Annotated in this window: 23 protein-coding genes; 2 read left to right on the top strand and 21 right to left on the bottom strand. The window is 65.0% G+C overall.

Annotated features, from left to right (window positions below):
- Positions 1-485: 485 nt before the first annotated feature.
- The 7 genes from tyrS to EWV37_RS11030 all read right to left on the bottom strand — a co-directional run bounded on the left by tyrS (position 486) and on the right by EWV37_RS11030 (position 9,925).
- A complete protein-coding gene (gene tyrS, locus EWV37_RS11060) occupies positions 486-1,790 on the bottom strand; it encodes a tyrosine--tRNA ligase (protein ID WP_095796668.1) in 1,305 nt (434 codons plus the stop codon).
- 13 nt (positions 1,791-1,803) lie between these two features.
- Positions 1,804-4,122 (bottom strand): HelD family protein, encoded by a 2,319-nt coding sequence (locus EWV37_RS11055; protein ID WP_129701590.1) that lies wholly within the window; start codon positions 4,120-4,122, stop codon positions 1,804-1,806.
- 58 nt (positions 4,123-4,180) lie between these two features.
- Positions 4,181-4,708 carry an adenine phosphoribosyltransferase gene (locus EWV37_RS11050; protein ID WP_095796670.1) on the bottom strand — a complete coding sequence of 176 codons (528 nt, stop codon included), beginning with the start codon at positions 4,706-4,708 and terminating at the stop codon, positions 4,181-4,183.
- A gap of 49 nt (positions 4,709-4,757) precedes the next feature.
- Positions 4,758-5,480 carry a DNA-3-methyladenine glycosylase gene (locus tag EWV37_RS11045; RefSeq protein WP_129701588.1) on the bottom strand — a complete coding sequence of 241 codons (723 nt, stop codon included), beginning with the start codon at positions 5,478-5,480 and terminating at the stop codon, positions 4,758-4,760.
- A gap of 12 nt (positions 5,481-5,492) precedes the next feature.
- Positions 5,493-6,938, bottom strand: coding sequence for an argininosuccinate lyase (argH, locus tag EWV37_RS11040; protein WP_095796672.1), 1,446 nt, complete (start codon positions 6,936-6,938; stop codon positions 5,493-5,495).
- Positions 6,939-7,109: 171 nt separating this feature from the next.
- Positions 7,110-8,318 carry an argininosuccinate synthase gene (locus tag EWV37_RS11035; RefSeq protein WP_129701586.1) on the bottom strand — a complete coding sequence of 403 codons (1,209 nt, stop codon included), beginning with the start codon at positions 8,316-8,318 and terminating at the stop codon, positions 7,110-7,112.
- An 89-nt stretch (positions 8,319-8,407) separates the two neighbouring features.
- Positions 8,408-9,925 (bottom strand): long-chain-fatty-acid--CoA ligase, encoded by a 1,518-nt coding sequence (locus EWV37_RS11030; RefSeq protein ID WP_129701584.1) that lies wholly within the window; start codon positions 9,923-9,925, stop codon positions 8,408-8,410.
- Between the two features lie 247 nt (positions 9,926-10,172).
- On the opposite strand from EWV37_RS11030, the gene EWV37_RS11025 reads away from it, so the two are divergent.
- Positions 10,173-10,604 (top strand): ankyrin repeat domain-containing protein, encoded by a 432-nt coding sequence (locus EWV37_RS11025; protein ID WP_129701582.1) that lies wholly within the window; start codon positions 10,173-10,175, stop codon positions 10,602-10,604.
- A 138-nt stretch (positions 10,605-10,742) separates the two neighbouring features.
- Here EWV37_RS11025 and EWV37_RS11020 read toward each other — a convergent pair whose 3' ends face one another.
- From EWV37_RS11020 to argC, 6 genes are all read right to left on the bottom strand, one after another.
- Positions 10,743-11,237, bottom strand: coding sequence for an arginine repressor (locus EWV37_RS11020; RefSeq protein ID WP_095796675.1), 495 nt, complete (start codon positions 11,235-11,237; stop codon positions 10,743-10,745).
- Complete coding sequence (argF, locus tag EWV37_RS11015) at positions 11,234-12,208, bottom strand: ornithine carbamoyltransferase (RefSeq protein WP_129701580.1); 975 nt, start codon at positions 12,206-12,208, stop codon at positions 11,234-11,236. The genes EWV37_RS11020 and argF overlap by 4 nt, the downstream gene beginning before the upstream one ends.
- Before the next feature lie 31 nt (positions 12,209-12,239).
- Entirely contained in the window at positions 12,240-13,490 is a 1,251-nt protein-coding gene (locus tag EWV37_RS11010) for an acetylornithine transaminase (RefSeq protein WP_129701578.1), read from the bottom strand.
- Positions 13,487-14,434: an acetylglutamate kinase gene (gene argB / locus EWV37_RS11005; protein WP_095796678.1), complete on the bottom strand. Its 948-nt coding sequence runs from the start codon at positions 14,432-14,434 to the stop codon at positions 13,487-13,489. The genes EWV37_RS11010 and argB overlap by 4 nt, the downstream gene beginning before the upstream one ends.
- Before the next feature lie 12 nt (positions 14,435-14,446).
- Complete coding sequence (argJ, locus tag EWV37_RS11000; RefSeq protein WP_095796679.1) at positions 14,447-15,652, bottom strand: bifunctional glutamate N-acetyltransferase/amino-acid acetyltransferase ArgJ; 1,206 nt, start codon at positions 15,650-15,652, stop codon at positions 14,447-14,449.
- An 81-nt stretch (positions 15,653-15,733) separates the two neighbouring features.
- Positions 15,734-16,783 carry an N-acetyl-gamma-glutamyl-phosphate reductase gene (argC, locus tag EWV37_RS10995; RefSeq protein ID WP_095796680.1) on the bottom strand — a complete coding sequence of 350 codons (1,050 nt, stop codon included), beginning with the start codon at positions 16,781-16,783 and terminating at the stop codon, positions 15,734-15,736.
- A gap of 185 nt (positions 16,784-16,968) precedes the next feature.
- On the opposite strand from argC, the gene EWV37_RS10990 reads away from it, so the two are divergent.
- Positions 16,969-17,931, top strand: coding sequence for a quinone oxidoreductase family protein (locus tag EWV37_RS10990; RefSeq protein WP_129701613.1), 963 nt, complete (start codon positions 16,969-16,971; stop codon positions 17,929-17,931).
- A 123-nt stretch (positions 17,932-18,054) separates the two neighbouring features.
- On the opposite strand, the gene EWV37_RS10985 is transcribed toward EWV37_RS10990, so the two are convergent.
- The 8 genes from EWV37_RS10985 to rpmI form a co-directional block, all read right to left on the bottom strand.
- Positions 18,055-18,651, bottom strand: coding sequence for a hypothetical protein (locus tag EWV37_RS10985; protein WP_129701576.1), 597 nt, complete (start codon positions 18,649-18,651; stop codon positions 18,055-18,057).
- A 19-nt stretch (positions 18,652-18,670) separates the two neighbouring features.
- On the bottom strand, positions 18,671-21,226 hold the full coding sequence (pheT, locus tag EWV37_RS10980) for a phenylalanine--tRNA ligase subunit beta (protein ID WP_129701574.1): 2,556 nt from the start codon (positions 21,224-21,226) through the stop codon (positions 18,671-18,673).
- 2 nt (positions 21,227-21,228) lie between these two features.
- Positions 21,229-22,287 (bottom strand): phenylalanine--tRNA ligase subunit alpha, encoded by a 1,059-nt coding sequence (gene pheS / locus EWV37_RS10975; protein WP_129701572.1) that lies wholly within the window; start codon positions 22,285-22,287, stop codon positions 21,229-21,231.
- Between the two features lie 124 nt (positions 22,288-22,411).
- Positions 22,412-23,905: a DHA2 family efflux MFS transporter permease subunit gene (locus EWV37_RS10970; RefSeq protein ID WP_129701570.1), complete on the bottom strand. Its 1,494-nt coding sequence runs from the start codon at positions 23,903-23,905 to the stop codon at positions 22,412-22,414.
- A gap of 2 nt (positions 23,906-23,907) precedes the next feature.
- Positions 23,908-24,507, bottom strand: coding sequence for a (deoxy)nucleoside triphosphate pyrophosphohydrolase (locus EWV37_RS10965; RefSeq protein ID WP_129701568.1), 600 nt, complete (start codon positions 24,505-24,507; stop codon positions 23,908-23,910).
- Positions 24,504-25,424, bottom strand: coding sequence for a TrmH family RNA methyltransferase (locus tag EWV37_RS10960; protein ID WP_095796686.1), 921 nt, complete (start codon positions 25,422-25,424; stop codon positions 24,504-24,506). Before EWV37_RS10960 ends, EWV37_RS10965 begins: the two co-directional genes overlap by 4 nt.
- 8 nt (positions 25,425-25,432) lie before the next feature.
- Complete coding sequence (gene rplT, locus EWV37_RS10955) at positions 25,433-25,819, bottom strand: 50S ribosomal protein L20 (protein WP_016998297.1); 387 nt, start codon at positions 25,817-25,819, stop codon at positions 25,433-25,435.
- A 95-nt stretch (positions 25,820-25,914) separates the two neighbouring features.
- A complete protein-coding gene (gene rpmI, locus EWV37_RS10950) occupies positions 25,915-26,112 on the bottom strand; it encodes a 50S ribosomal protein L35 (protein ID WP_016998296.1) in 198 nt (65 codons plus the stop codon).
- Positions 26,113-26,196 lie beyond the last annotated feature (84 nt).

Genomic DNA, 26,196 nt, shown 5'->3' with positions numbered 1-26,196 from the left:
CCATCAACCAAAAAATACAAATACTTTTCGGTATCAACAAACTAGGCACACTATTGAGTTGACAAACAACAAACCACACGGCGGATCTCAGCGATCCTGTCGTTGGTTGAAATTTTCGCTTCTCGCCGAGAACCTCGCGGTTCCGCTCGGAAGCAACCTTTCTATCGTAGTACCTTCTGCTTCGGCGTGTCAACTTGATCTCTCAAGCTGGTTGGCTTCCACTTTTGGTAGCTGTCGATTCCGCATGAACAAGGCGCAGGAACAACCTGTGCTGATCTTTACGGGATGTTCACCGCTGCGTTGGCCTTTCGGCCTTGCCCGCGGCGACTCGGACTACATTACACACGGATCCCACGGCGCGCAAAACCACTGCCAGCGCCCCCGGTTCCCGGATGAGAAGAGCCCTGAAGCGCCCATAATGGCAACTCTCCAGGGCTCAGGGCTCAGGGCTCAGGGCTCAGGGCTCAGGGCTCAGGGCTCAGGGCTCAGACGACAGTAACTGCAGCCAGATTCTTCTTGCCTCGACGCAGCAGCGCGAATCGCCCGTGCAACAGATCGGAGGCATCCAGTGCTGCGTCCCCATCGGTGACCTTCTGGTTGTTCAGCGAAACGCCACCTTCCTTGACCGTGCGTCGTGCGGCGGACTTGGACTCCGAGAGTCCGGTGGCCACCAGGAGGTCAATGATCGTGGTCTGATCCGCGCTGACTTCAGCATGGGGAAGCTCAGCCGTGACCGACGCCAGGGTTTCCTCGTCCAGGTCGGAGAACTGCCCCTTCCCGAACACGGCAGCGGATGCCGCGATGGCCTTGCGCGTTGCCTCTTCACCGTGGACCAGAGTATTGACCTCGTAGGCCAGGGCCTTCTGGGCTTCGCGACGGTACGGTTCGGTCTCCGTGAGACGGCCAAGCTCTTCGATCTCTTCGCGGGTACGGAAGGTGAAGACCTTGAGACGGTCCACCACATCTGCGTCAGCGGTGTTGAGCCAGAACTGGTAGAAGGCGTACGGAGAGGTGAGCTCCGGGTTCAACCAAATCGCGTTGCCCTCGGACTTACCGAACTTGGTGCCGTCCGAGTTGGTGATCAAGGGCGTACCGATCGCGTGCACGGTGGCACCTTCAACCTTGCGTACCAGTTCGGTACCCGAGGTCAGGTTGCCCCACTGATCCGAACCACCGGTCTCCAATACGCAGTTGTACTCGCGGTACAGGTTCAAGAAGTCCATACCCTGCAGGATCTGGTAGCTGAACTCGGTGTAGGAAATACCCTCGTCCGAGTTGAGTCGCTTGGCCACAATGTCCTTCTTGATCATCGTGCCGACGCGGAAATTCTTGCCGACGTCCCTCAGGAAGTCGATCGCGGACATCTGCGACGTCCAATCCAGGTTGTTGACCATCCGTGCCGCGTTCTCCCCTTCGAAGGAGAGAAACCGCTGAACCTGCTCGCGGAGCAACTCAACCCACTCGGCCACGGTCTCGCGGGAGTTCAGGACGCGCTCAGACGTCTGACGCGGGTCACCGATGAGTCCGGTGGAGCCACCGACCAACCCGATGGGGTTGTGTCCGCCCAACTGCAGACGGCGCAGCAATAACAACTGAACCAGGTGGCCCAAGTGAAGAGAGGCCGCGGTGGGATCGAACCCGCAGTAATACGTGATGGGTCCGGAGGCCAAGGCATCCTCAATGGACTGTGGGTCCGTGGACACCTGGACGAGACCCCGCCAATTCAGTTCTTCCCACAGGGAATCGAAGGTCGGGTCGTTGTGCTGATTGCTCAGATCGGTGGTTGACACGAGGACTAAGTTATCAGCCCTGCGACTCCGAGCAGGTTTGTTCCAGACCCGCTGGCATGCCATGCGCGGCCACCATGTACAGACGCTGGGTGGGTCGTGTCATCGCCACATACAAGTTGCCCACTCCCCCGGCAGGATCGTTGGCAATGTCCGCCGGTTCCACCACCACTACGGAATCGAATTCCAGGCCCTTCGCATCCCACGGGGTGAGCAGCATGATCTGACGATCCAGTCGTCGCATTCCCGCGGCGACCAACCCCGGGAACGCCTGGTCGAGTGCTGCGGCCACGGCAGCAATCGAGTCACCGGGACACACGACGCCGATCAGTCCTCCCTCGACGAGATCCAGTTCACTGCGGAGCTGCTCGATCACCGCCTCGGCCACTTCCTCCTGGTCGGCAACGTTGATCAAGACGGGCGCTTCCCCGTCACGAACGGCGCGCGGGTCCGACACGCGAAGGCCTGCTGCGCGGGCAACTCGCACGGCGGCGTCGGCGATGGGCTGGGGCGTGCGGTAGTTGACCGTGAGTTCCTCAAGGGAGAAGCGATCCCCCACGAACGGTTCCAGCGCACCATCCCATGTGGTCGCTGCCGCGGCGTTACCGGCCTGGGCAATATCGCCGACCACCGTGAACGACTTCATGGGGCAGCGGCGCATCAGCGTGCGCCACTGCATGGCCGAGAGCTCCTGAGCCTCGTCGACCACCACGTGCCCGTAGGCCCAGGTGCGGTCCGCCGACGCCGCCTCGGCAGCGGTCATGCGCCGCACCGGTTCCTCGTTCAGGGTGGTCAACTGGTCCACGGTGATGATGCCCTGGGCGCCGATGTCTTCGAAACCCTCGGCCATGGTGGCGAGCACTTTCTCCGCGGATTCTGCCGCCTTGCGCTGCTCGGCCGCCTGACCGCGCAGCTTGATACCCGCGGAATCGAAGTCGCCAAGCAGCTCTGCCGCTTCGTCGAGCAATGGCACGTCCGCGACGGTGAGCGGCGCATCAGGGGCTCGGAGTAGCTGCGCGATTTGGGCGTCACTCAGGTTGGGAGCGGCGGAACGCAGGTAGCGCTCCTTGGAGAACAGCTGACCCACCAGTTGCTGTGGGGTCAACGGCAACCACAACAGGTTGAGAGCCACTCGGACCTCGCGGGACTGCCGCAGGTCTTCCTTGAGATAGGAACGGTCCATGGTGGAACCGGCCTTCTCGTTGAGCTGCTGCCCCAGGGTTTCCGCGAGCTGCTTGATGATGACCTTCACAAAGGTCGCGCGGGCCTCGTTGTGCGCCTTGCCCGTGGCACGGGCACGCTCACGCGCGTGCCGTACCAGGGAGCGCTTGAGTTTGACCGAATGACCATCCACGGTCAGCCAGAGATTCTTCTCCGGAACCTTTTGCCGGTCCGCGACCGCTCGCTCGATCACGTCCACCATGTGCAGTCCGGACTTCCACCGTGCGACCCACGGATCACGTTCGACCTGGCCGTGAACGCCCGGGTACAGATCCGCCAGCGAAGACATGACCACACCGGTCTCACCCAGAGCGGGCAACACCCGTTCGATGTACCAGAGGAACGATGACGATGGCCCGACGATCAACACGCCGGACTTGGCCAGGCGTTCGCGGTGTTCGTAGAGCAGGTACGCGGCACGGTGCAGCGCCACCGCGGTCTTCCCCGTTCCGGGACCACCCTGCACTACCCGCACACCCTTGAGTGGTGCGCGGATGATGCGGTCCTGTTCGGCCTGAATGGTCGCCACGATGTCGTTCATCCGACCGGTGCGGGTCTTGTTGAGTGCTGCGAGGAGCGCGCCTTCGCCTCGGACGACCTCGTCCTGTTCCACGGCGTCCGCGTTGAAGACATCGTCCTCGATGGCCGTGACGTTGCGCTTCTCCATGATCAGGTGCCGACGCCGCGCGAGCCCCTGGGTGTTGCGTGCGGTCGCCTGATAGAACGCGCCGGCTTCTCGGGCGCGCCAGTCCAGCACCAGACGCTGGTGGTCCTCGGTGGCCAGACCGAGCCGGCCCACGTAATAGCGTTCGTCGTCCTCGGTGTCGAGGCGGCCGAAGACCAGGCGCTCATCCACCGATTCGAGTTGCGTCAATCGGTCCTCGTAGTGAGACGCAAAGGCGTCACGTTCGGATTTGGCCTGGTGACCGCCTCCGTAGTCACTACGCCGGACCTTGGCGAGTTCATGACTGTTGACCTCGCGCAACTCGTCCAGGCGTTCATAGGCCTGGGCAACGTAGTCCCGTTCCAGCTCGAGCTGCTGGGCGGTTCTTTCAGACGCGGACTCGGTCACGCAATTCACCTCACGGGGACGGAAAACGACCGCCGGTTCCATAACCAGCGGTCGTCAATCCTATCGCGCTCCCGTGACCGAGGATGTCACGGGGAGAAACTCAGACTCGCAGCAGGGCGCGAACCCGGTGTCCGCCCAGCTGGGCGCGGCCGCGCAGGGCGGTCAACTCCATGATCACGCCGAAGCCCGCCACGTTGAAACCGGCGCGGGTCAGCAATGAGGCAGAGGCACCCAACGTGCCACCGGTGGCCAGAACGTCGTCGAGCACCAGAACACGCGAACCGCGCGGGACATCGTCCGTGTGGATTTCGAGCGTTTCGGTGCCGTACTCCAGGTTGTACTGCTGCGAGATGGTCTCGCGCGGCAGCTTGCCCTTCTTCCGAACGGGAACAATACCCACGCCGGAGGCATAGGCCACGGCTGCGGCAATCATGAACCCGCGCGCTTCCACACCGGCCACGCAGTCGTACTGGCCGCGGAATGCATCGGTCAGTGCGTCCACGGTGCGCTTGAATCCGTCCCCGTCAGCGAACAGCGGCGTGAGGTCACGGAACAACACCCCCGGCTCCGGGTGGTCCGGGATCTTAGCGCACAACCGGTCAATCATCTGCTCTACGGATTCAGTCACCGGACCATCGTATCCGCCGTTTGCCCCACACGAGCAGTTCGCGTGGATGCTACGGCCGGGTTCTACGTTTCTTAACGGCAGCTTTTCGGTACGGCGAGACCGTGGGATCGTTCTTGAGCGCGAAGCGCCACGGGAAAGCGTCCGTCCCGCCTTCGCCCGAGACGCCGGTGCGAGCGGTGGTCGCCATCTCCGCCTGCCCAGTATGCTCCGGCAGAAAAATCCCCGTCCAGGGTTTCGGATACCCGGGGTGCTCGGTCACGAGACGCTGCGCGGCGAGGACGGGATCCGGGACGCTGCCCAGGTAACGCAACGGAGCGCCGTCGTCAGAACGGTCCAGCCCGAGTGCCTGGGCGACATTGCCGGGTCCCCTGGCAAGTGCGGCGTGCGCTGGTTCGGTGGCCCGGTTCGCACTACGACGACGCCGCGCGGCGTCCTCCCCCGCCACCAGCTCCCCGGCGCGAATGAGGCAGCCGCCCGCGTGTCCGTCGGGGCGGCACACCAGGTTGAGCGCGTGGTGCAAACCGTAGGTGAAGTAGACGTAGAGGTGAGCCGGCGGGCCGAACATCGAGGCGTTGCGGGCGGTCCGCCCGCGATAGGTGTGCGCCCCGGGATCCGGAAGGTCGGAGTCGGCTGGACCGCCGTACGCTTCGACCTCGGTCAGGCGCAGTGCCACCGTCGCTTGTGAATCGGAACGTACCAGGACGGCACCCAACAGCGCCGGAGCTGCCTCCGGGGCTGTTGCGGACAAGAGCTCTTCGAGCGAATCGGCCACGTGTGCGAGTGGTCAGGAAACGATCGGCTGACGGGACTCGAACGCGGCCAACTCACCCAATTGGCGCTTGAGCTCGGCCAATTGCTGTGCCACAGCGGACGGAGCCGTGCCGCCCTGAGAATTGCGGGAATTCAGCGATCCTTCGACCGTGAGTACCTCGCGCACCTGCGGAGTGAGGTGCGCGGAGATCTGCGCGAACTGTTCGTCGGTGAGGTCCCACAGCTCGATGCCGTTCTCCTCGCACACACGCACGGCGTCTCCGGAGATCTCATGGGCCTCGCGGAACGGGACACCCTGGCGAACGAGCCACTCGGCCACGTCCGTGGCCAGGGCGAAGCCCTGCGGAGCCAGCTCCACCAGGCGCTCCTGGTGGAACACGAGCGTGCCCATCATGCCGGACACCGCAGGCAACAGGACCTCGAGCTGATCGATCGCGTCGAAGACCGGCTCCTTGTCCTCCTGCAGGTCACGGTTGTACGCGAGCGGCAGGCCCTTGAGCGTGGCCAGCAAACCGGTGAGGTCGCCGATGAGGCGACCCGCCTTACCGCGGGCGAGCTCGGCGACGTCGGGATTCTTCTTCTGCGGCATGATCGAGGAGCCCGTGGAGAAGGCGTCGTCCAGGGTCACGAACGAGAATTCCTTGGTGGCCCACGTGGTGACCTCTTCGCTCATGCGGGAAATGTCGACCGCCGCCATTGCGGTGACCCACGCGAATTCGGCGTAGACGTCGCGAGACGCTGTGCCGTCGATCGAGTTGAAAACAGCGGAATCGAAGCCGAGCTCCGAGGCGACGGCATTGGGGTCCAGCCCCAAGGAGGAACCGGCCAAGGCGCCGGAACCGTAAGGGGACACCGCGGCGCGCTTATCCCAGTCGACCAGACGCTGCACGTCGCGCAGAACTGCCCAAGCGTGCGCGAGCAAGTGGTGGGACAGCAGGATGGGCTGCGCGTGCTGCAAATGGGTGCGGCCCGGCAAGGGTGCGTACGGGTACCGCTCGGCTTGAGAGATGAGGGCACGCACCACGTCCAGCAGGTCCTTGGCGATGATGGCGGCGTGGTCGCGCAGGTACATGCGACCCAGCGTGGCGATCTGGTCATTGCGGGAACGGCCGGCGCGGAGCTTACCGCCCAGCTGCGGCCCGGCGCGCTCGATCAGACCGCGTTCCAGGCAACCGTGGACGTCCTCATCGGATTCGGCGGGAACGTAGGCGCCGGAACGAACGTCGGTCTCGAGCTGATCGAGCGCGGCAATCATGCCCTCAAGTTCTTCGGCAGTAAGCAGTCCGGCCGTATGGAGCACGCGAGCATGAGCGCGGGAACCCGCGATGTCATAGGGAGCCAACCGCCAGTCGAACTGCGTGGACTTGCTCAGAGCGGCCAGGGCATCCGCCGGTCCCCCGGCGAAACGACCGCCCCACAGGGCGCCCTCATTGGTTCCGTGCTGCTGGTGCTGGGCCATGCTGCTCCTTGCTCGCGAGATGGTGCTAGTTGGGTTCCGGCGACCGGGCGCCGACGGTTCGTGTGCCGAAGCTACGGGTGCCGAGGTCGTGGTTACCCGTAACGACTTCGGACGTAAATCCGGCCGGGCTCCAGTCTAGGAGCCCGGCCGGTCATGACGCGTCAGCGGCGTTTAGTTCTCGCCCGCCAGGCGCTGTTCGCGCTGCGAGGCAACCTTGGAGGACATACCGAACAGCTCGATGAAGCCGCGGGCGTTCGACTGGTCGAACGAATCGCCTTCGTCGTAGGTGGCCAGGTTGAAGTCGTACAGGCCGGTGTCCGAACGGCGGCCGGTCACGGTGGCGCGACCCGCGTGCAGTTCCATGCGGATGTCACCGTTGACGTACTTCTGGGTGTCATCCACGAAGACGTCCAGGGACTTCTTCAGCGGCGAGAACCACTGGCCGTCGTAGACCAGTTCGGTCCAGCGCTGATCCACGGTCTTCTTGAAGCGTGCCTGCTCGCGCTCGAGGGTGACGTTCTCCAGTTCGCGGTGCGCCGCGATCAGGGTCATGGCACCGGGAGCCTCGTAGATCTCGCGAGACTTGATGCCCACCAGGCGGTCTTCAACAATGTCGATCCGACCCACGCCCTGGGCGCCGGCGCGGCGGTTGAGTTCCTGGATGGCCTGCAACGCTGTGACCGGCTTGTTGTCGATTGCGACCGGAACACCTTCCCGGAAGGTGATGACCAGTTCGTCCGCGGGCGGCGGGAAGGTGGGATCGTCCGTGTAGTCGTAGACGTCCTTGGTGGGACCGTTCCAGATGTCCTCCAAGAAACCGGTCTCCACAGCGCGACCCCACACGTTCTGGTCGATCGAGAAGGGGTTCTTCTTGGTGGTCACGATGGGCAGGTCGTTCTTCTCCGCGTAGGCAATGGCCTTTTCGCGGGTCAGAGCCAAGTCACGAACCGGGGCGATGCACTTGAGCTCGGGACCCAACGTCTGGATACCCACCTCGAAGCGAACCTGGTCGTTGCCTTTACCGGTGCAACCGTGTGCCACGGTGGTCGCGCCGAACTGCTTGGCGGCCTTGACCAGGTGCTTGACGATCACCGGGCGGGACACGGCGGACACCAGCGGGTAGGCATCCATGTACATGCCGTTGGCCTTCAGAGCCGGCATGCAGTATTCCTCGGCGAACTCGTCGCGAGCGTCGGCCACGTAGGCCTCCACGGCACCGCAGTCCAGGGCGCGCTGGCGAATGGTCTCCAGGTCCTCGCCGCCCTGTCCAACGTCAACGGCCACCGCAATGACCTCGGCACCCGTGGCTTCTCCGATCCAACCGATAGCCACCGAAGTATCGAGACCTCCGGAGTATGCCAACACAACGCGATCGCTCACGGTGCTCTCCTCACTTTGCTGCACGACAAAAACTTTGCGCACGGGCCAGGCCCGCGCCTCAATGCATGACTATACAGCACTATTTGTAATTATGCATTGAGCGAGAGTTCGCGCTTGAGGATCTTGCCCGTGGGTCCCTTGGGGAGCTCGTCCAGAACGTTGTAGTGACGGGGGTACTTGTACTTGGCCACCCGTTCCTGAACGAAGGCGTCCAGCTCCTTGGTCACTTCTTCCGTCGACCGGTCACCGAGGGCCTTGGGGTCGAAGACGACGACGGCACCCACCTCCTCGCCGTGCTGTTCGTGAGGCACACCCAGCACGGCAGCTTCCACCACACCGGGGAACTGGTACAGCACCTCTTCGACCTCGCGGGGATACACGTTGTAGCCGCCGCGCAGAATCATGTCCTTCTTGCGGTCCACGATGTAGTAGACGCCGTCCTCGTCGCGGCGCGCCATGTCCCCGGTGTGGAACCATCCGTCGCGAATGGCTGCCTCCGTTGCTTCCGGGTTACGCCAGTAGCCCTTCATCACGTACTGGCCGCGGACCACCAACTCACCGACCTCCCCCTCGCCGACGGGCTGGTCCTGGCCATCGAAGATGTCCAATTCAGCGCCCTCGACAGGTGTTCCGATGGAACCGGGTTTACGAATGCCTCCCGGCTGATTCAAGGAAACCACCGGTGACGTTTCGGAGAGCCCGTATCCCTCGTGGACGGTCGTGTTGAACACCTTCTCGAACCGTTCGAGCACCTCCACCGGCATGGGTGACCCGCCGGAGAGAGTTGCCCGAAGGTTGATACCCTCCACCGCTTCCGGACCGATCTGATTGACTGCGTGCAGCAGGGCCACGTACATGCTGGGCACGCCGACGAACACCGTGACCTTGTCCCGGCGCAGAATCTCAAGGGCCTTCATGGCGTCGAAGCGCGGCAGCAGAGTGACCGAAGCACCCTTGGACACCACTCCGTTGAGCGCGACGGTCTGACCGAACACGTGGAAGAACGGAAGGCCTCCAAATTTCACATCGTCTTCGGTCAGGGAGAATCCTTCGGCGGACATCGTGGCGTTGGAACGTAGGTTGAGGTGGGTCAGTTCTGCACCCTTGGGCTTGCCGGTGGTACCGGAGGTGTAAAGCAGTACGGCCGTATCGTCATCATTCCGGTCAACCACCTCATGATCGGGCTCCACACCCTGCAGCTTCTGCATGGTCTCCTGCGCTCCGATGGCCACCACAGGAATGTCACCGGCTTCCTTGGCAGCTTCCTGGCTAGCGTCGATCATGCCTTCCCAGGTCAGAACCGCGGAGACCTCAGCATTGGTGAAGTGGTAGCTGAGTTCACGAGGGGTCAGCAGCGGATTGAGCGGAACAACAATCGCTCCGATCCGGAGAATCGCGTAGTACAACACCGGCATGTGGGGAACATTGGGCATGACCATGGCCACGCGGTCGCCCGGCTTAATCCCCTGCGCCTTGAGCATTGCTGCTGCCCGCGCCGAGAGGTCGTTGAGCTGCGCGTAGGTCATCCGGGTGTCATCCAGGATGATCACGGGACGGTCCGGATATCGGTCGGCGGAATCGGTGAGCAGGGTTGCCACATTGGACATGAGTCATCTCCCAGGAATCTGTAGTGATCTGTGACACATGAGACTGCCAGTATCGGATATCGGAGTCAACGCGACGCTCCGTGATGCCCGCTGCCAAACCACCCTGCGTCCGACTCGTTTTCGTGAGGTGTGTCGGGAGTGCACTACTGTCGGCATGATCATGTCGGAGTGCCGTGGGAAACTGTCCTGGTGGTTCCCCGACTCGGGTGAAACCGCGCCTTGCCAGCTCTTACAGGAGGAACCGTCCGTGTCCGCACCGGAGAACAATGCCCAGCAGCCGCAGTTGACCGACGAAGAAATCGCCTACGTCAACTCACTCTTCGACGCCGCACGTGAGGGTAGGTACGATTTCTTGCGGGAAGCTCTCCAGGCCGGGGTTCCGGCCAACCTGACGAACGGCAAAGGCGACACCCTGCTGAACCTGGCGGCCTACCAGGAGCAGGAAGAGACCGTGTTCATGCTGCTCGAATTTGGTGCGGACACCGAGCGGGTGAGTGACGTGGGGTTCACCGCACTGATCTGCGCGGTGTTCCGGGGCAATGAACCCATCACTCGCAGGCTCTTGGAAGCGGGCGCGGGTCAGGCCACGGGCAATCAGCACGCACAGGACGTGGCCAAGGTCTTCGGACAGGAGCACTTGCTGCCCGTTCTGCAGGAGTTCGAACCCCGCGGGTCCTGACTGCCCCGCGACGCAACGCGCCGCCGAACGAGCCGGTCAGCGAACGTGGATGGCTCAGCCAACGAGACAAGATCGCCAAAGGGCAGTGAACCCTTATTGGTGGGCCCATCAGCGGGCCGGAGACCCGTGGGCCAGGGGTCAGTGAGCCAGGTCCAAGAACTTCTGGGCCACCGCGTCCCCACCCTGCGGGTCGCGGCACACCACCATGATGGTGTCATCGCCGGCAATCGTTCCCAAGATGTCCGAAAGCACGGAATGGTCGATCGCCGAGGCGAAATACTGGGCGGCTCCGGGAGGGGTCCGCAGAATCACGAGGTTCGCGCTCGCCTCCGCAGTGACGAGCAAGTCTTTACACAGACCGGCCAACCGTGCGTCCAAGGTCTCGCGCGTGATTCCGCTCGCCGGTGAGCGATCCGCTCCGGCTTGCGGCACCGCGTACACGAGCCCACCTTCCGGCGAGCGCACGCGCACGGCTTCGAGCTCGACCAGGTCCCGGGACAGCGTGGCCTGGGTGACCTGCACGCCGTCTGCGGCGAGCAGTTCGGCCAGCTCGGCCTGCGAATGAATGTCTCCGCCGGTCACCAACTCCATGATGCGAGCCTGCCGGGCGGTCTTGGTGGTGGGAATGCTCACTGCTGTCCCCCGGCACGGCGCAGGGCATCCGGCCGATCCGAGGACAGCCCGGAAGAATCCAGCAGCCACGTGAGCAGCGCTTTCTGAGCGTGCACGCGGTTCTCGGCCTCGTCCCAGACCAGCGATGCCGGTCCGTCGATGACCTCGGCCGTGACCTCGTTGCCCCGGTAGGCGGGGAGGCAATGCAGGAAGACGGCGTTCTCGGCTGCCTGCGCCATGGCCTCGGATGTCACCGAATACGGCCGGAAGATCTCGGCGCGATCACCCTTCTGATCCTCCTGGCCCATAGAAACCCAGGTATCAGTGACCACCGCGTGGGCACCCGCAAGGGCCTCAGCCATGTCGGTCGTGACCAGCACGGAACCGCCGGTTTCGGCGGCGCGTTCCCGAGCGGCGTCGATCACCTCCTGGCCGGGCAGGTGCGAGGCGGGACCGGCAATCCGCACGTGCATACCGGCAGTGACACAGCCGAGCATGTACGAGTTGGCCATGTTGTTGGCGGCGTCTCCCACGTAGGTCAGGGTGAGGCCCTTGACGTCGCCGAAGCGTTCCCGGAGCGTAAGAAGGTCCGCGAGGATCTGGCACGGGTGATAGTCGTCGGAGAGCGCGTTGATCACGGGCACGGAACTGTACTCGGCCATTTCCTCCAGGCCCGACTGCTCGAACGTGCGCCATACGACCGCGGCGAGCATGCGGGAGAACACGCGCGAGCTGTCCGCGATGCTTTCCTTGTGACCCAGCTGCGACTCGCCCGGGTTGATGATGAGCGGGTTGCCGCCCAAATCGGCCACGCCGGTCGCGAAGGAAACACGGGTGCGGGTGGAGGTCTTGTCGAAAATAACGCCCACGGTTTGTGGGCCGGCCAGGGGACGGCGGCTGAACCGATCGGCCTTGAGCGCGGCGGCCAGATCCAGGACTTGCTCCTGTTCCTCGGGGCTCAGATCGGTATCGACCAGAAAATGACGCAACACGGGGATTCCTCCTGCGGGTGAATGAAGTCTGTTAAGAGCCGGCGAGCGCGGTGCGGGCGTCGCTGATGATGCCCGGTAGTGCGGCAACGAAACTGTCCGTTTCCTGCGCGGTGATGATCAGTGGCGGGGCCAGGCGCACGGTACCGGGACCGGTGGCGTTGATGATGAATCCGGCTTCGCGGGCGGCGGTCACGACGGCGGGTGCCAGGGCCTGCTCGGGTGAGTCCTGGACCAGATCGATGCCGATCAGCAGGCCGTGCTGACGCACCTCGCGGACCTCTGTCAGGTCTTTCAATGCCGCGGCCAGGTGCGCGCCGACAACGTCCGCGTTGCCGAGCAGGCCCTCGTTCTTGATGACGTCCAGCGTGGCCGACGCCGCCGCGGTCGCCAACGGGTTGCCTCCGAACGTGGTGCCGTGTTGTCCCGCGGTCAACAGCGAGGACACGTCGGAGCCAACGGTGATCATGGCGCCAATGGGGAAACCGCCACCCAGGCCCTTGGCCAAAGTGATGGCATCCGGGAATTCACCCTCGGGCAGCTGCGCGGTGGTCGCGAGCCACTGTCCGGTGCGTCCGATGCCGGACTGCACCTCGTCCACGATCAACAGTGCACCGTGTTCGCGGGTGAGTTCGCGGGCGAGAGCCAGGAACCCCTCGGGGAGTGCATGCACACCGGATTCACCCTGCACCGGTTCCACGATGAGCGCCGAGACTGTACCGTCCAGCTCCTTCTCAAGCGCCTCAATCGTTGCGGGGATGTGGGTCACTCCCCCGGGCAACGGCTCGAAGGGTGCCCGGTAGGCGTCCTTGGCGGTGAGGGCGAGCGAGCCCATGGTGCGACCGTGGAACGCGTTCTCCAGGGCGAGCACCCGGGTGCGCGGAGCGCCGTCGGGACCGGGGTGGGCCGCGCCGTGACGGCGCGCCAGCTTGAAGGCGGCCTCGTTGGCTTCCGAACCCGAGTTGGCGAAGAACACGTGTGAGCCCTCGGGCGCGTCGGTCAGCTCGAGCAACTGGTGCGCGAGCGAAATGCCCTGCGGTGAGGTGAACAGGTTGGAGATGTGCGCGAGCTTGCCCGCCTGCTCACTGACCGCCGCAACCCAATCCGGGTGCGCGTAGCCGATCGAGTTCACCGCGATACCGCCGAGCAGGTCCAGGTACTTCTTGCCGTTGGCGTCCGTGACGTACACACCTTGGCCCTCGGTCAGGACGAGGGCGGGGTCACCGAACACCCCCAGCAGGTTGTCCTTGTAGTCCTGCAGCAGCTCGTTCTGCGATTCGCTCATGGGGTGTCTCCGTCCGGGGTGACCTCGGTGCCGATACCGGTGTCGGTGAAAATTTCCAACAGGGATGAATGCGCGGACCGGCCGTCCACAATGGACGCCCGCGGCACACCGTTGTCCACGGCGCGCAGGGCAGCCTGCATTTTGGGGATCATCCCGGATTCCAGGGAGGGCAGCATCTCGCGCAGCTCCGTGATGGTCAGCGACGAGATGAGGGAGGACTTGTCCGGCCAGTTGGCGTACAGGCCTTCCACGTCCGTGAGGGCCACGAACTTCTCCGCACCCAGCGCAACGGCAACCTCGGCCGCCGCGGTGTCCGCATTGACGTTGAGCACCTCACCGGTCAGGTCACCGGAGCCGTCCGACGCGGAAGGATCGTCCGCGAGTTCGGGTGCGATCGAGGCGATCACCGGGATCTTGCCGATCTCGATGAGCTGTTCCACGGCCGCGGTGTTGACCTTCTCCACGGTCCCCACCAAGCCCAGGTCCAGCGGTTGTCCGTCCGAACCCGTGCGAATCCTGCGCGCCTGCAATAGACCGGCGTCCTCACCGGACATGCCCACCGCGTACGGGCCGTGCGCGTTGATCAGACCCACGAGCTCCCGCCCCACCTGGCCGGTGAGCACCATACGGATCACACCCATGGCCTCGCGGGAGGTCACACGGAGCCCGTCCCTGAACTCGGACGGAATGTTCAACGTGGACAACATGGCGCTGATCTGCGGGCCGCCACCGTGGACGACCACGGGTTTAATGCCCATGTGACTCAGGAAGACCATGTCCTCCGCGAAGGCGCGGCGCAGGTCGTCGTTGATCATGGCGTTACCGCCGTACTTGAAGACCATGACGGAACCGGCGTAGCGCTGGATCCAGGGCAGGGCCTCCATGAGGGTTTCCGCCTTGGATTGGGCGGTCTCGTACCTGGTGTTATCGCTCAAACGTGACATGACGGGCGCGCGTCAGCTGGAGTACGCGCTGTTCTCCTCAACGTAATCGTGGGTGAGGTCGTTGCTCCACACCGTGGCCTGGTGATTGCCGGCCTTCAGGTCGATGACGATATCCACGGCGCGAGCTGCGGCCATGTCCACGTTGTCGCGGGAATCGCCGATGGCGCCGTTCCGGCACACCATGACGCCGTTGATGGTCACGTCAATCTGGTCCGGGTCGAACTGAGCGGACGTGGTGCCCACGGCCGAGAGCACACGGCCCCAGTTGGGATCGTTGCCGAACACTGCGGCCTTGAGCAGGTTGGACCGGGATACCGTGCGGGAGACGTCCTCGGCCTCGGTTTCGGTCGCGGCTCCCACGGTGGTGATCGCGATGTCGTGGGAGGCACCCTCCGCGTCCGTGATGAGCTGCTGCGCCAGGCTGTGGCACACAGCGGTAAGTGCGCGGGTGAATTCCAGCTCGTCTGCGGTGTTCCCGGAGGCACCGGAGGCCATGAGGGCCACGGTGTCATTCGTGGACATGCAGCCGTCCGAATCCGTGCGATTGAACGTCACCCGACAGGCCTCGCGCAGCGCGCGGTCCAGGGCGTCGGCCGGCAGCTTGGCGTCGGTCGTGATGACCACGAGCATCGTGGCCAGTCCGGGCGCCAGCATCCCCGCGCCCTTAGCGATACCGCCCACGGTCCATCCGTCCCGCGCGGCACACGCCTGCTTGGAGACGGAGTCGGTGGTCATGATGGCCTCGGCCGCCGCCTTACCCGCCTCGGGGCCAGCTTCGAGGGCCTCGGTCAACGGCGGGATTCCGGCCCGCATCACGTCCATCGGCAGTTGCTCGCCAATCAGTCCGGTCGAACAAACGACGACGTCGCCGGCGCCCACTCCCAGCTTCTCGGCCACGAGTTCTGCCGTTTCGTGGGTGTTCTGGAACCCCTGGGCACCGGTGCAGGCGTTGGCGCCGCCTGAGTTGAGGATCACCGCGCGGGAACTTCCTTGTCGGATCACCTCGCGCGACCAGTGCACCGGTGCTGCGGCTACACGGTTGGAGGTGAAGACGGCCGCCGCATTGAACTCCGGGCCGTCGTTGACCACCAGGGCGAGGTCCTTGCCACCGGAGGCCTTGAAGCCTGCTTCCACACCGGCGGCGCGAAAACCGGCTGCCGCGCACACGCCGTAGGTTGTGTCCACGGTGATATCGGGAACGGGGTTGTGGGATGCCATGAGAACTCCTGGTGCGTGAATCGTGAGCGGCGTGAGCGAAGGTGAGCGAGCGGCGTCGTACGTGCCGGTGTCAGTAATTAATCAGGGAGCAAGACCCTGGTGCTGGAGACCCGCTGTCTCGGGCAAGCCAAGGGCAATGTTGACGGACTGCACGGCGCCGCCCGCGGTCCCCTTGGTGAGATTGTCCAGCACCAGGCTGACGATCAGACGGTTGGCGTGCGGGTCGACCGCGAGCTGGAGCGCCACGTGATTGGACCCGACCACGGACTTGGTGGTCGGCCACTGCCCCTGGGGCAGAACGTGAATGAACAGCTCGTCCGCATAGGCATCCTGGTAGGCCTTCAGCGCAGTTTCGAGGGTGGTGCCCTCGGTCAGCGGCGCGGTGGCCGTGGTCAGGATGCCGCGGGGCATGGGGGCGAGCGTGGGTGTGAACGAGATGCTGACGTCCTGGCCGGAGGCCCAGCCGAGACCCTGCTCGATTTCGGGAGTGTGCCGATGGCCGCCGCCCACTCCGTACGGGGACATGCTGCCCATGACCTCGGCGCCGAGCAGGTGCGGCTTGGACGCCTTGCCCGCTCCAGAGGTGCCGGAAGCAGAAACGATCACGATGTCGCGGGTTGAGACGAGACCCGCCGCAACGGCCGGAGCCAGGGCCAGCAGGGACCCCGTGGGATAGCACCCGGGGACGGCAATGCGCGTGGCACTGCCGAGCTTCTCCCGCTGCTTGGCCCCGCTGGGATCGATGATCAGTTCGGGCAGACCGTAGGGCCAGTGTCCGGCGTGGTCGCCGCCGTAGAACGCGTCCCACGCTTCGGAGGATTCCAGCCGATGGTCCGCACCGGCATCCACGACCACAGTGTTCTCGGGCAGCTGTGCGGCGATCTCCGCAGACTGGCCGTGCGGTAGCGCCAGGAACACGATGTCGTGACCGGACAGGTTCTCGGGAGTGGTCTCCACCACCTCCATGTCCGCGAGCGCGTGCAGGTGCGGTTGCAGGCTGCCCAGTCGCTGGCCCGCGGTCGAGTGACCGGTCACGGTGGACACGGTGATCTCCGGGTGTCCGGCGAGCAGGCGCAAGACCTCTCCGCCCGCGTAGCCGGTGGCTCCTGAAACAGCTGCGGTGTACGTCATACTCGTCAGCATACCGCATGGATATACATAACTATCAATATTTATACATCCATGGCGTTGGACCATTACGCGCGTAGGCGAGTGAGCGCGACGAACCTTGAACCGATCGGTGTGGCGCGCAAGACTGACCATGACCGTTGACGACCGGCGCGCCCGCGCCCAGAGGAGGCATCGTGACCGACACCATGAAAGCCATAGCCACGCAGGAAAGCGGTGGCCCGGACGTCCTACAGCTGGCGAATGTGGGCATCCCCCAGCCCGGACCGGATCAGGTGCTGGTGCGCACCGCCGCGACCGGTGTGAACTTCATTGAGACCTACCAGCGCGAGGGTGTGTACCCCGTGGACCACCCGTTCACGCCCGGTTCCGAAGCCGCAGGCGTGGTCACCGCCGTCGGTGAAAACGTCACCTCGGTGTCCGTGGGTCAGCGCGTGGCCACCTCCGAGGCCACCCGCACCTACGCCGAATACTTCGTGGTTGACGCGGCCAAGGCCATGCCGGTTCCTGACGAGATGTCCGATCACGACGCCGCCGCCCTCCCCCTACAGGGACTCACCGCCCATTACCTGGTGCGGTCCACATTCGAACTCAGGCCCGAGCACACCGCGGTCATCACCGCGGCCTCCGGCGGCGTGGGCGGACTGGCCATCCAGCTCATGAAGCGTATCGGTGCCACGGTCATCGCGTTGACCTCCACCGAGGAAAAGGCCGCCACCGCACGTCAGCTGGGTGCCGATCATGTCCTGGGATACGAGAACTTCTCGGACAAGGTCCGTGAACTCACGGGCGGCCGCGGCGCGGATGTCGTGTACGACTCCGTGGGCAAGACAACGTTCGACGAATCGCTGAAGGCCACGCGCGTGCGCGGCACCGTGGTGCTCTTCGGAGGATCGTCAGGTCAGGTCCCGCCGTTCGACATCCAGCGCCTCAACGGCTCCGGTGCGCTGTTCCTGACCCGTCCCTCCCTGGTCTACTACCTCCGAGATGCTGAGGAGCGTGCGTGGCGGTGGAACGAATTGACCGAGGCCGTAGTCGCAGGTGATCTCACGGTCCGCGTGGGTGGTACCTATCCCCTGGCCGATGCGGCACAGGCCCACACCGATCTGGAATCCCGTAAGACGCAGGGCAAACTGCTGCTGCTGCCATAAGTCGTCCAGCACGCGGACTCTTGCATCATGTGAGTCCGCGCATGACGAAGGGCCCGGTGAGAACCGGGCCCTTCGTCATGTTCTTTGTCGCGCATCTGCACTCCATGCGCTCACGAGCGGTGGTCAGTGTGCGTGGCGGTTGACCGCGCGTACTCCCCAGACCGTCCCCGCCAGGGACAACAGTGTCAGACCGGCCAGCCCAATGGCCTTCACGCGTTGACCCGTCACGGTGGATTCGGTGATGCCCTCGCCGTAGCTACCGGGCTCACCAGTTTCCATGACGCGCAGTCGGCCGTCTTCAACGGCCAGCAGCGCATCCACGGCCTCCGGGAAGTCCGAGTCCTGCTGCCCGGTCTCGGACCCGCGGAACGTGATCTGATCCCCTACCGCGGCCTTGACCGGGTCGTTCAACCCGTTGTCGAACGGGTGGTCCTTCAGCAGCTCGTTGTCGGGCATGATACCCGCGTAAATGCCGTTGAAATCCTTGGTGACCAGATCGTGGGTCATGGTCTGATAGGAACCGGACACCACCATGGAGTTCCCGGCCCAGTCCGCCAGTCGGCCGGCCTTGTCGAAGGCCAGCAGCGACGCGACGGCGAAAATCAGTGACACCACGACGCCCACGAGCACGACCAGGACGATCCGCCAACCACCGGCTCTGCTGCGCTGAGGAGGCTCCTGCTCGTCAAAATCAAAGAACTCCTGGGCGTCGTGTGACAACGATTCTCCTTCTGGTGTGTCAGCCGCGCAGTTGCGCGCCGTGAGCGGCTTCAGCAGCGGCCACGGCCGCGGTGCGGGCCTCTGATGCTTCGTCGGCGGTCAGGGTACGGTCCGAAGCTCGGAATCGCATGGCAATGGCCACGGACTTCTTCCCGTCCTCCACACCGGTACCCGAGTACACGTCGAACACGTTGGCCGATTCCAGCAGCTCCCCGGCACCGCTTTCCACGGTCGCCAAGAGTTCGGCCGCCGGGAGATCCTGATCGACGACGAGCGCCACGTCCTGCGTTGCTGCGGGGTATCCCGAGATCGACTCGGCCACCACGGACGGGATCTCACGTTCGATCAACGCCGAAAGGTCCAGTTCCATGACGCACGTGCGTTCCGGCAGGTTCTGTGCCGCCACGAGCTTGGGGTGCAGTTCGCCGGCTACCCCAATTACCGCACCGTCGGAGGTGCTCAGGGTGGCGGTGCGACCCGGGTGGAAGGCCTGGTGCTGGCCCTGCGTGACCGTGAGTTCCACACCCAGCACATCCGCGGCGAGCATGGCGGAGTCCAAGGCGTCCTGCCAATCCAGGCGACGCGGCGCGACCCAGGGTCCCGCGGCGGCGTCGTTGCCCGTGAACACCGCGGCGAGCTTGCGTGGCTGATCGGGAATGGCCGCGTTGAGGCGCGCCAGGTCCTCTTCCGAGGGGCGTTCGCCCAATGGCGGGATGGGCTGGGGGTCCGGGGTGTAGCCCTCGGGCAGGAACACGTGACCGGATTCGAACAACGCGAGGTCACGGAAACCGCGGGAGTGGTTGCGCTTGAGCACCTCGAGCAGGCCCGGCAGGATGCTGACCCGCAGCAACGGCTTGGCCTCGCTGATCGGGTTGGCGAGCTTGACCGACTCGACGGTCGTGCCTTCCGACGCCGAGCCCCACAGGTCGTTCTCGTCCTGGGAGACGAACGGGTAGCTGAGCACCTCGGTCAGGCCGGCTGCGGCCAGAGAGTTGGCCACGCGGCGTCGTGCGGCCTGCCAGCGGGTGAACCCGCGACCGGGAGGCGCAACCGGAAGCCGATCGGGGATCTTGTCGTACCCGTCCAGGCGGGCGATCTCCTCGACCAGGTCTTCCTTGTCGCTCAGGTCCGGGCGCCATGTGGGCGGGGTGACCGTCCAGCCGTCCGCGGTCTCGAGGACCTCGGCACCGATCTCGCCCAGCGAGTGCTCGATGGTTTCGGGCGAGTAGTCCACGCCCACGCGGGCCTCGGCGTATCCCGCGGGCAGGTCGATGGACTCGGGAGCCACGGTCTGATCGACGTCGGTCACCGCACCGGTGTCGGTGCCGCCGGCAAGTTCGACCAATAGATCGACCACGCGCTGAGCGGCCACCGGGGCGACCTGCGGGTCCACACCGCGTTCGAAGCGCTTGGACGCCTCCGACGGCAGCTTGTGGCGACGCGCGGTACGGGCGATCGAGATCTCATCGAAGCGCGCGGCCTCCACAAGAATGCGCGTGGTGGAGTCCGAGACCTCGGTCGTGGCACCACCCATGACACCGGCGATGCCGACGGGACCGGACTCGTCCGTGATGAGCAGATCCTCGGAGTCGAGTTTGCGGGTCTTGTCATCCAGCGTGGTGAGTTTCTCGCCCTGCTGGGCCCGACGCACGGTGATGCCGCCCTGGAGTTTGTCCAGGTCGTAGTTGTGGATCGGGTTGCCGTATTCGAGCATCACGTAGTTGGAGATATCCACGGGAAGGCTCAGGGAACGAATCCCGGCCAAGCGCAAGCGGGACGACATCCACGGCGGGGTGGGCGCGGTCGCATCCACGCCCTCGACCACGCGGGTCACGAACCGGGTGCAGCCCTCGCGTCCGTTGATCGGGGCGTCGTCGGCCAGTGTGACCGAGAAGCCCGAGTCGTTCGCGGCGGGCACTTTTGCGGCCAGCTCGGCCACGGGGTCTGTGAACGGTGAGCGCGTGGCGTGGCAGTACTCGCGGGCCACACCGCGCAGCGAGAAGCCGTACCCGCGATCCGGGGTCACGTTGATCTCGGCGGCGGAGTCGTAGAGGCCCAACAGTTCCATGGCGTCCGAACCCAGTTCCGGGTCCAGGCCCAGGGTGGAGAGCACCAGGATGCCGTCGTGATCATCACCGATGCCCAGTTCACGCACCGAGGCGATCATGCCGGCGGAGGTGTGACCGTAGGTCTTGCGCGCGGAGATCTTGAAGTCGCCGGGCAGCACGGCACCGGGCAGGGTCACCACGACCTTGTCGCCCACGGTGAAGTTATGGGCACCGCAAATCACGCCCTGCACACCGGACGGGTCGATGCCCTTGCCGGTCAGCGTCTGCTCCTGGCCTTCCGGAACCACGCGCACAGTGCACCAGTTCACGGTCTTGCCGTTGGAGTGGGTTTCCGGCTCCATAGTGAGCACCTGGCCCACCACGATGGGCCCGGAGAGCTCGTCAGTGGGGCGGTGAATGTCTTCTTCTTCGAGGCCCACCTTGACCAGCGTGGCCAGGACGTCCTCGGCGGTTGCGTTCTCGGGTACGGGCGCGTACTCGCGCAGCCATGACAAAGGAACTCGCATGATTAGATCTCCATCCCGAAGTGCTCGCTGAAACGGATGTCGCCCTCGACCATGTCGTGCATGTCCGGGACGTTGTTGCGGAACATCAGGGTCCGCTCGATACCCATGCCGAACGCGAAGCCCGAGTACCGCTCGGGGTCGATACCGGCCGCACGCAACACGTTGGGGTGCACCATGCCGCAGCCGCCCCACTCGATCCAACGGGGGCCACCCTTGGCGGTGGGGTGCCACACGTCCAGCTCGGCGGAGGGTTCGGTGAACGGGAAGTAATTGGGGCGCAATCGGATCTGGGCTTCTTCACCGAACATCACTCGCGCGAAGTGCGTGAGCGTGCCCTTGAGGTCGGCCATGGACAGACCCTCGTCCACGGCGAGGCCCTCCACCTGGTGGAACACCGGGGTGTGGGTCGCGTCCAGCTCGTCCGTGCGGTAGGTCTTGCCCGGGCACACCACGTACACCGGCAGCTCGCGCTCCAGCAGCGAGCGCATTTGCACGGGTGAGGTGTGGGTGCGCATGACCAGGTGCGAGGACGGCGGGTCCACAAAGAACGTGTCCTGCAGTTGGCGTGCCGGGTGGTCCGGCTTGAAGTTCAGGGAGTCGAAGTTGAACCATTCATGTTCGAGCTCGGGGCCGTCCGCGATCTCCCAGCCCATGCCCACAAAGACGTCGCCAATGCGGTCCATCAGGTTGGTGAGCGGGTGGCGCCCGCCCAGCCGACGACGCCGCGTGGCCGCGGTGACATCCACGGCCTCGTCCACAAGGATGCGGGCGTCGCGCTCTTCCTCGAGCACGGAGGTGCGCGCGGCCACAGCCTTGTTCACGCGGCCGCGGGCCTGGCCGACGAGCTTGCCTGCAACAGCCTTCTGGGCCTTGTCCAGGCCACCGATCTTGCGGTTGGCCAACGCGAGTGGTGACTTCTCACCGGTGTGGGCCAGTCGCACGACCTTCAGCTCGTCGAGGTCGGAAGCTGTCTCGATCTCGGCGAGCGCGCGTTCTACGGCTGAGGTGACCCCGGCTTCGTCAGTGGGGTCCACCTCGATGGACGATGTGGGTTCGGACATGGTTTCTCGCGTTCCTGCTCGCGGACGGGTTCAGCGGGAGGCCCGGCGTCAGCGACGGCGCCGCGGTCCCCGTGTAAATGCCCGCAGCGATCACGGTGCGGGCAGATCCAGTCTAGTGGATCGACTAGCGGCTCTCCGTCTCGGGCTCGCCCCACCAGCGCGGCGGGGTGAAGAACGCGGCGGCGATCGCGCCCAGCAGCAGAACGGCGGCCGGGAGCAGCAGGGTCTGGGTCACCGCGGCGGCAAAGCCTTCCTGGAGCGCCTCGGGTAGCCCACCCGCGCTCGACGACGCCGCGAGCGACGTCGTCCCCGCACCTTCCGGCAGATTCGCGGCCAGTCGCGCTTGCAGCAGGACGGCGACCATGGCTGCGCCGAGGACGGCGGCTACCTGGCGCGTGGTGTTGAACACCCCGGAGCCGGCGCCCACGCGGTCGGGACGGAGATTGGAGGTGGCCGCGATCGAAACCGGGGACCAGACCATGGCGCTGCCCAGTCCGATACCCAGGGTCATGACGGCCAACAACCAAATGGGCGTATCCACGCGCAGTGCAAAAGCGTAGGCCGCCAGCGAGAGCGACATGATGATGAGTCCCGGGAGCGCAAGGGATCGCGGAGTGCGCTTGGTCAGCGACCGTCCCACGAGCGGAGCCAGGATCGCGGACAGCAGCGACATGGGGGCATAACTGAGCGCCGCCACCGTGGGATCGAGATTCCGGACGAGCTGCAAGTAGAGCATCGCGGGAATGATCATGGAGTTCACGGTGAAGCTGACCGCGCCGATCGCCACGTTGGCCAGCGAGAAATTACGGTCGCGGAACAGCGCGAGCGGGACCAACGGCTCACCTCGGTTCTTCGCCTGCCACGCGACGAACGCGATCATCACGGCCACACCGGTTCCGATGACCACGGGGATCGTAATGGGACCGACCACGGTGGACCACCCGTAGTTCTGACCCTCCTGCACGCCGAACACGATGAGGAACAGGCCCACACCGGAGAGCACAACACCGGGGATGTCGAGGGAATGGCTGCGACGTTCGAAACGCGGGAGGTACTTGGCCGCGCGCCACAGAGCGTAGATTCCGACCGGAACGTTGACCCAGAAGATCCACTGCCAACCGGCCAGGTCCACGAGTACGCCCCCCAGGAGCGGTCCTACCAGCGTGGCGATACCGGCCGTGGCGCCCCAGATGCCCATGGCGGTGCCGCGGGTTTCGCTCGGGAACATCCGGGTGATCACGGACATGGTCTGCGGCGTGAGGATGGCCGCGCCGAGCCCTTGGACCACGCGGGCGGCCACGAGACTTTCGAGACTCCCGGCGAACCCGCACCACAGGGACGCCAGGGTGAAGATCGACAGCCCCAGCAGGTACATGGTGCGCGGACCGAAACGATCGCCCAGTCGCCCGGTAATCAACAGCGGTACCGCATAGGCCAGGAGGTAGGCGCTGGTCACCCACAATACTCCCCCAATGGGAGCGTTGAGCCCCGCCATGATGGCTGGGACCGCGGTAGAGACGATGGTGGCGTCCACCAGGATCATGAAGAACCCCAGGACCATGGCCCACAGGGCGCTCCACGCGGCGGGGTCGCGGCGCGTCTCGGTGTGCTGCGCCATGATCAGCGTCCGCTGTGGGAGGTTCTGGAGCGGGGGACGCCGGTGTCTGCGGTGCCGGTGACTGGGGCACCGGTGTGGGCGGCGTCGGCGATCAATGGGCCCGACAGCGCTGTGCCCACACCTGAGTTCTCGGGTCCGGCGGTGGTCGTTCCGACCACCGCGAGTTGCTCGAGCAGTGCCCGGACTATGGGCAGGTCCGCGGGGATCCAGTCGAGATCGAGAATCGCTGCGGGGTTATCCAGGGCTACCCAGCGCAGTTGCAGATGGTCCTCCCCCGCGGCGGGCTCACGGTCATCGGTGACCACCGCGGTGAAGACACGCATCACGGCGGTTCCCTTGAGGGGCCAGCCCTCCGGGTTCGGAGCGGGGACTTCGTCCAACAGGCGGACGGTCACGCCGAGTTCCTCGCCGCATTCCCGAACGAGCGCTTCCTCAGCGCCTTCGCCGGGGTCTTGTTTCCCGCCCGGGAACTCCCACAGACCACGCAACTTCTCTGGGTAGGCGCGTTGGGCCACCAGCAATCGCGTGGGCGCTGCAGAGCTGTCGAGGATGGCCGCGCCGGTGACCCGCGTGAGCGGATCCTGCGCGGACGCGGTGGTCATGAGTGGGCGCGGCGCTGCGCACGCGCCGACGAATACAGGCACACCGTTGCTGCGGTGCCTACGTTGAGTGATTCTGCGGCCCCGTAGAGCGGGACGGCCACGGCCAGATCGGCGTGGTCTTTTTCGTCCTCGGTCAGGCCTTGCGCCTCATTGCCGAACAGCCATGCGGTGGGCCGGGACAGGTCGTAAGCGGCATCGTCGGAAGGTGAGACGCCCGCGGAACGCAACAGAGCGGCGTCGGCAAGATCATCGACCGACACGGACGCGTAACCGTCCGCGGCAAGAATCCCCAGGCCGGCCAACTGGGCGGTGTCGGCAATCTCGGCCATCTCTGCGCCCGTGACAACCGGGACGTGGAACAGCGAACCGGCCGAGGATCGCACGGCCTTGGGGTTGAACGGATCAACATTGCCGGAGGTGAACACGGCAGCCTGGGCGCCGGCGGCATCCGCGGCGCGCACGACCGTTCCGGCATTACCGGGGTCCTGGACGCGCACGAGCACGCAGGCCAGCTCGGCCCGCGCCAGCGCGGCATCAAGTGTGAGGGAGGGGAGGGAGCACACGGCCAGCATTCCCTGCGGCGTGACGGCGTCGGTCATGGCCGCGAGCACCTCGGGGCTGACCGCGCGGATGAACACTCCCCCGCGTTCGGACACCGCTTCCAGATCAGCGGCGATGTCCAGGTGTCGCTCCAGCTCCGCCTCGGTGACATAGACAGCCTCAAGTCCCGGCAATCCGGGCGGTGGCATGTCAGAGAGGGCCAGCCGCAGTGCTTCGCGCACGTTCTGGGGGCCTTCGGCGCGGAACACTCCGCGCTTGGAACGAACCGAGCGCCTGGTCAACGCGGCTACGTCACGAACCCGATCAGAACGGGTGTTGGACAGCAGCCGGTCTCCCAGGCGCTCGGTGAAGTTCACGAACCTGATCAGGCAGCGTTGCGCGGTGCGGAGGTGTCCTCCGGCAGTGCGTCCTTGGCAACCTTGACCAGAGCGGCGAAAGCGTTGGCGTCGTTGACAGCCAGCTCAGCCAGCATGCGACGGTCCACCTCAACCTCAGCGGCCTTCAGGCCCTGGATGAAACGGTTGTAGGTCAGGCCGTTGGCGCGGGAAGCAGCGTTGATGCGCTGGATCCACAGGCGACGGAAATCGCCCTTCTTCTTGCGACGGTCGTTGTAGGAGTAGGTGTACGAGTGCAGCACCTGTTCCTTGGCCTTGCGGTACAGGCGCGAACGCTGTCCGCGGTAACCGGAGGCCATCTCCAAAATTTCACGACGCTTCTTGTGGGCGTTGACCGCCCGCTTCACACGTGCCACGTGTGTACTCCTTACGGTTCGGTTCCGATCGCGATCGGAACAATCTCAAACTTCACAGTGCCGTTCTCACGGCACAAAACTTGGTTAGCGCTGGCTTACTTGCCCAGCATCCGCTTGATGGCCTTGGCCTCGCCCGGGGTGCTCACGATCTGATCGCTCGCGAGGCGGCGGGTCAGTCGCGAAGACTTGTGCTCCAAGTAGTGGCGGCGGTTGGCCTGCTGACGCTTGACCTTGCCCGAACCGGTGAGCTTGAAACGCTTCTTAGCTCCACTGTGGGTCTTCATCTTCGGCATGGTGGCCGTCTCCTTTGGTTCAACCGGTGACGCACACCGGTGGGCCGCCGCTCGCAAGCGACGGCCACGCTTGTGTTGAGCGTG

Source organism: Kocuria carniphila, assembly GCF_004136555.1.
Taxonomy (GTDB): Bacteria; Actinomycetota; Actinomycetes; order Actinomycetales; family Micrococcaceae; genus Kocuria; species Kocuria carniphila.
This window is presented reverse-complemented; position numbering and strand designations above follow the sequence as displayed.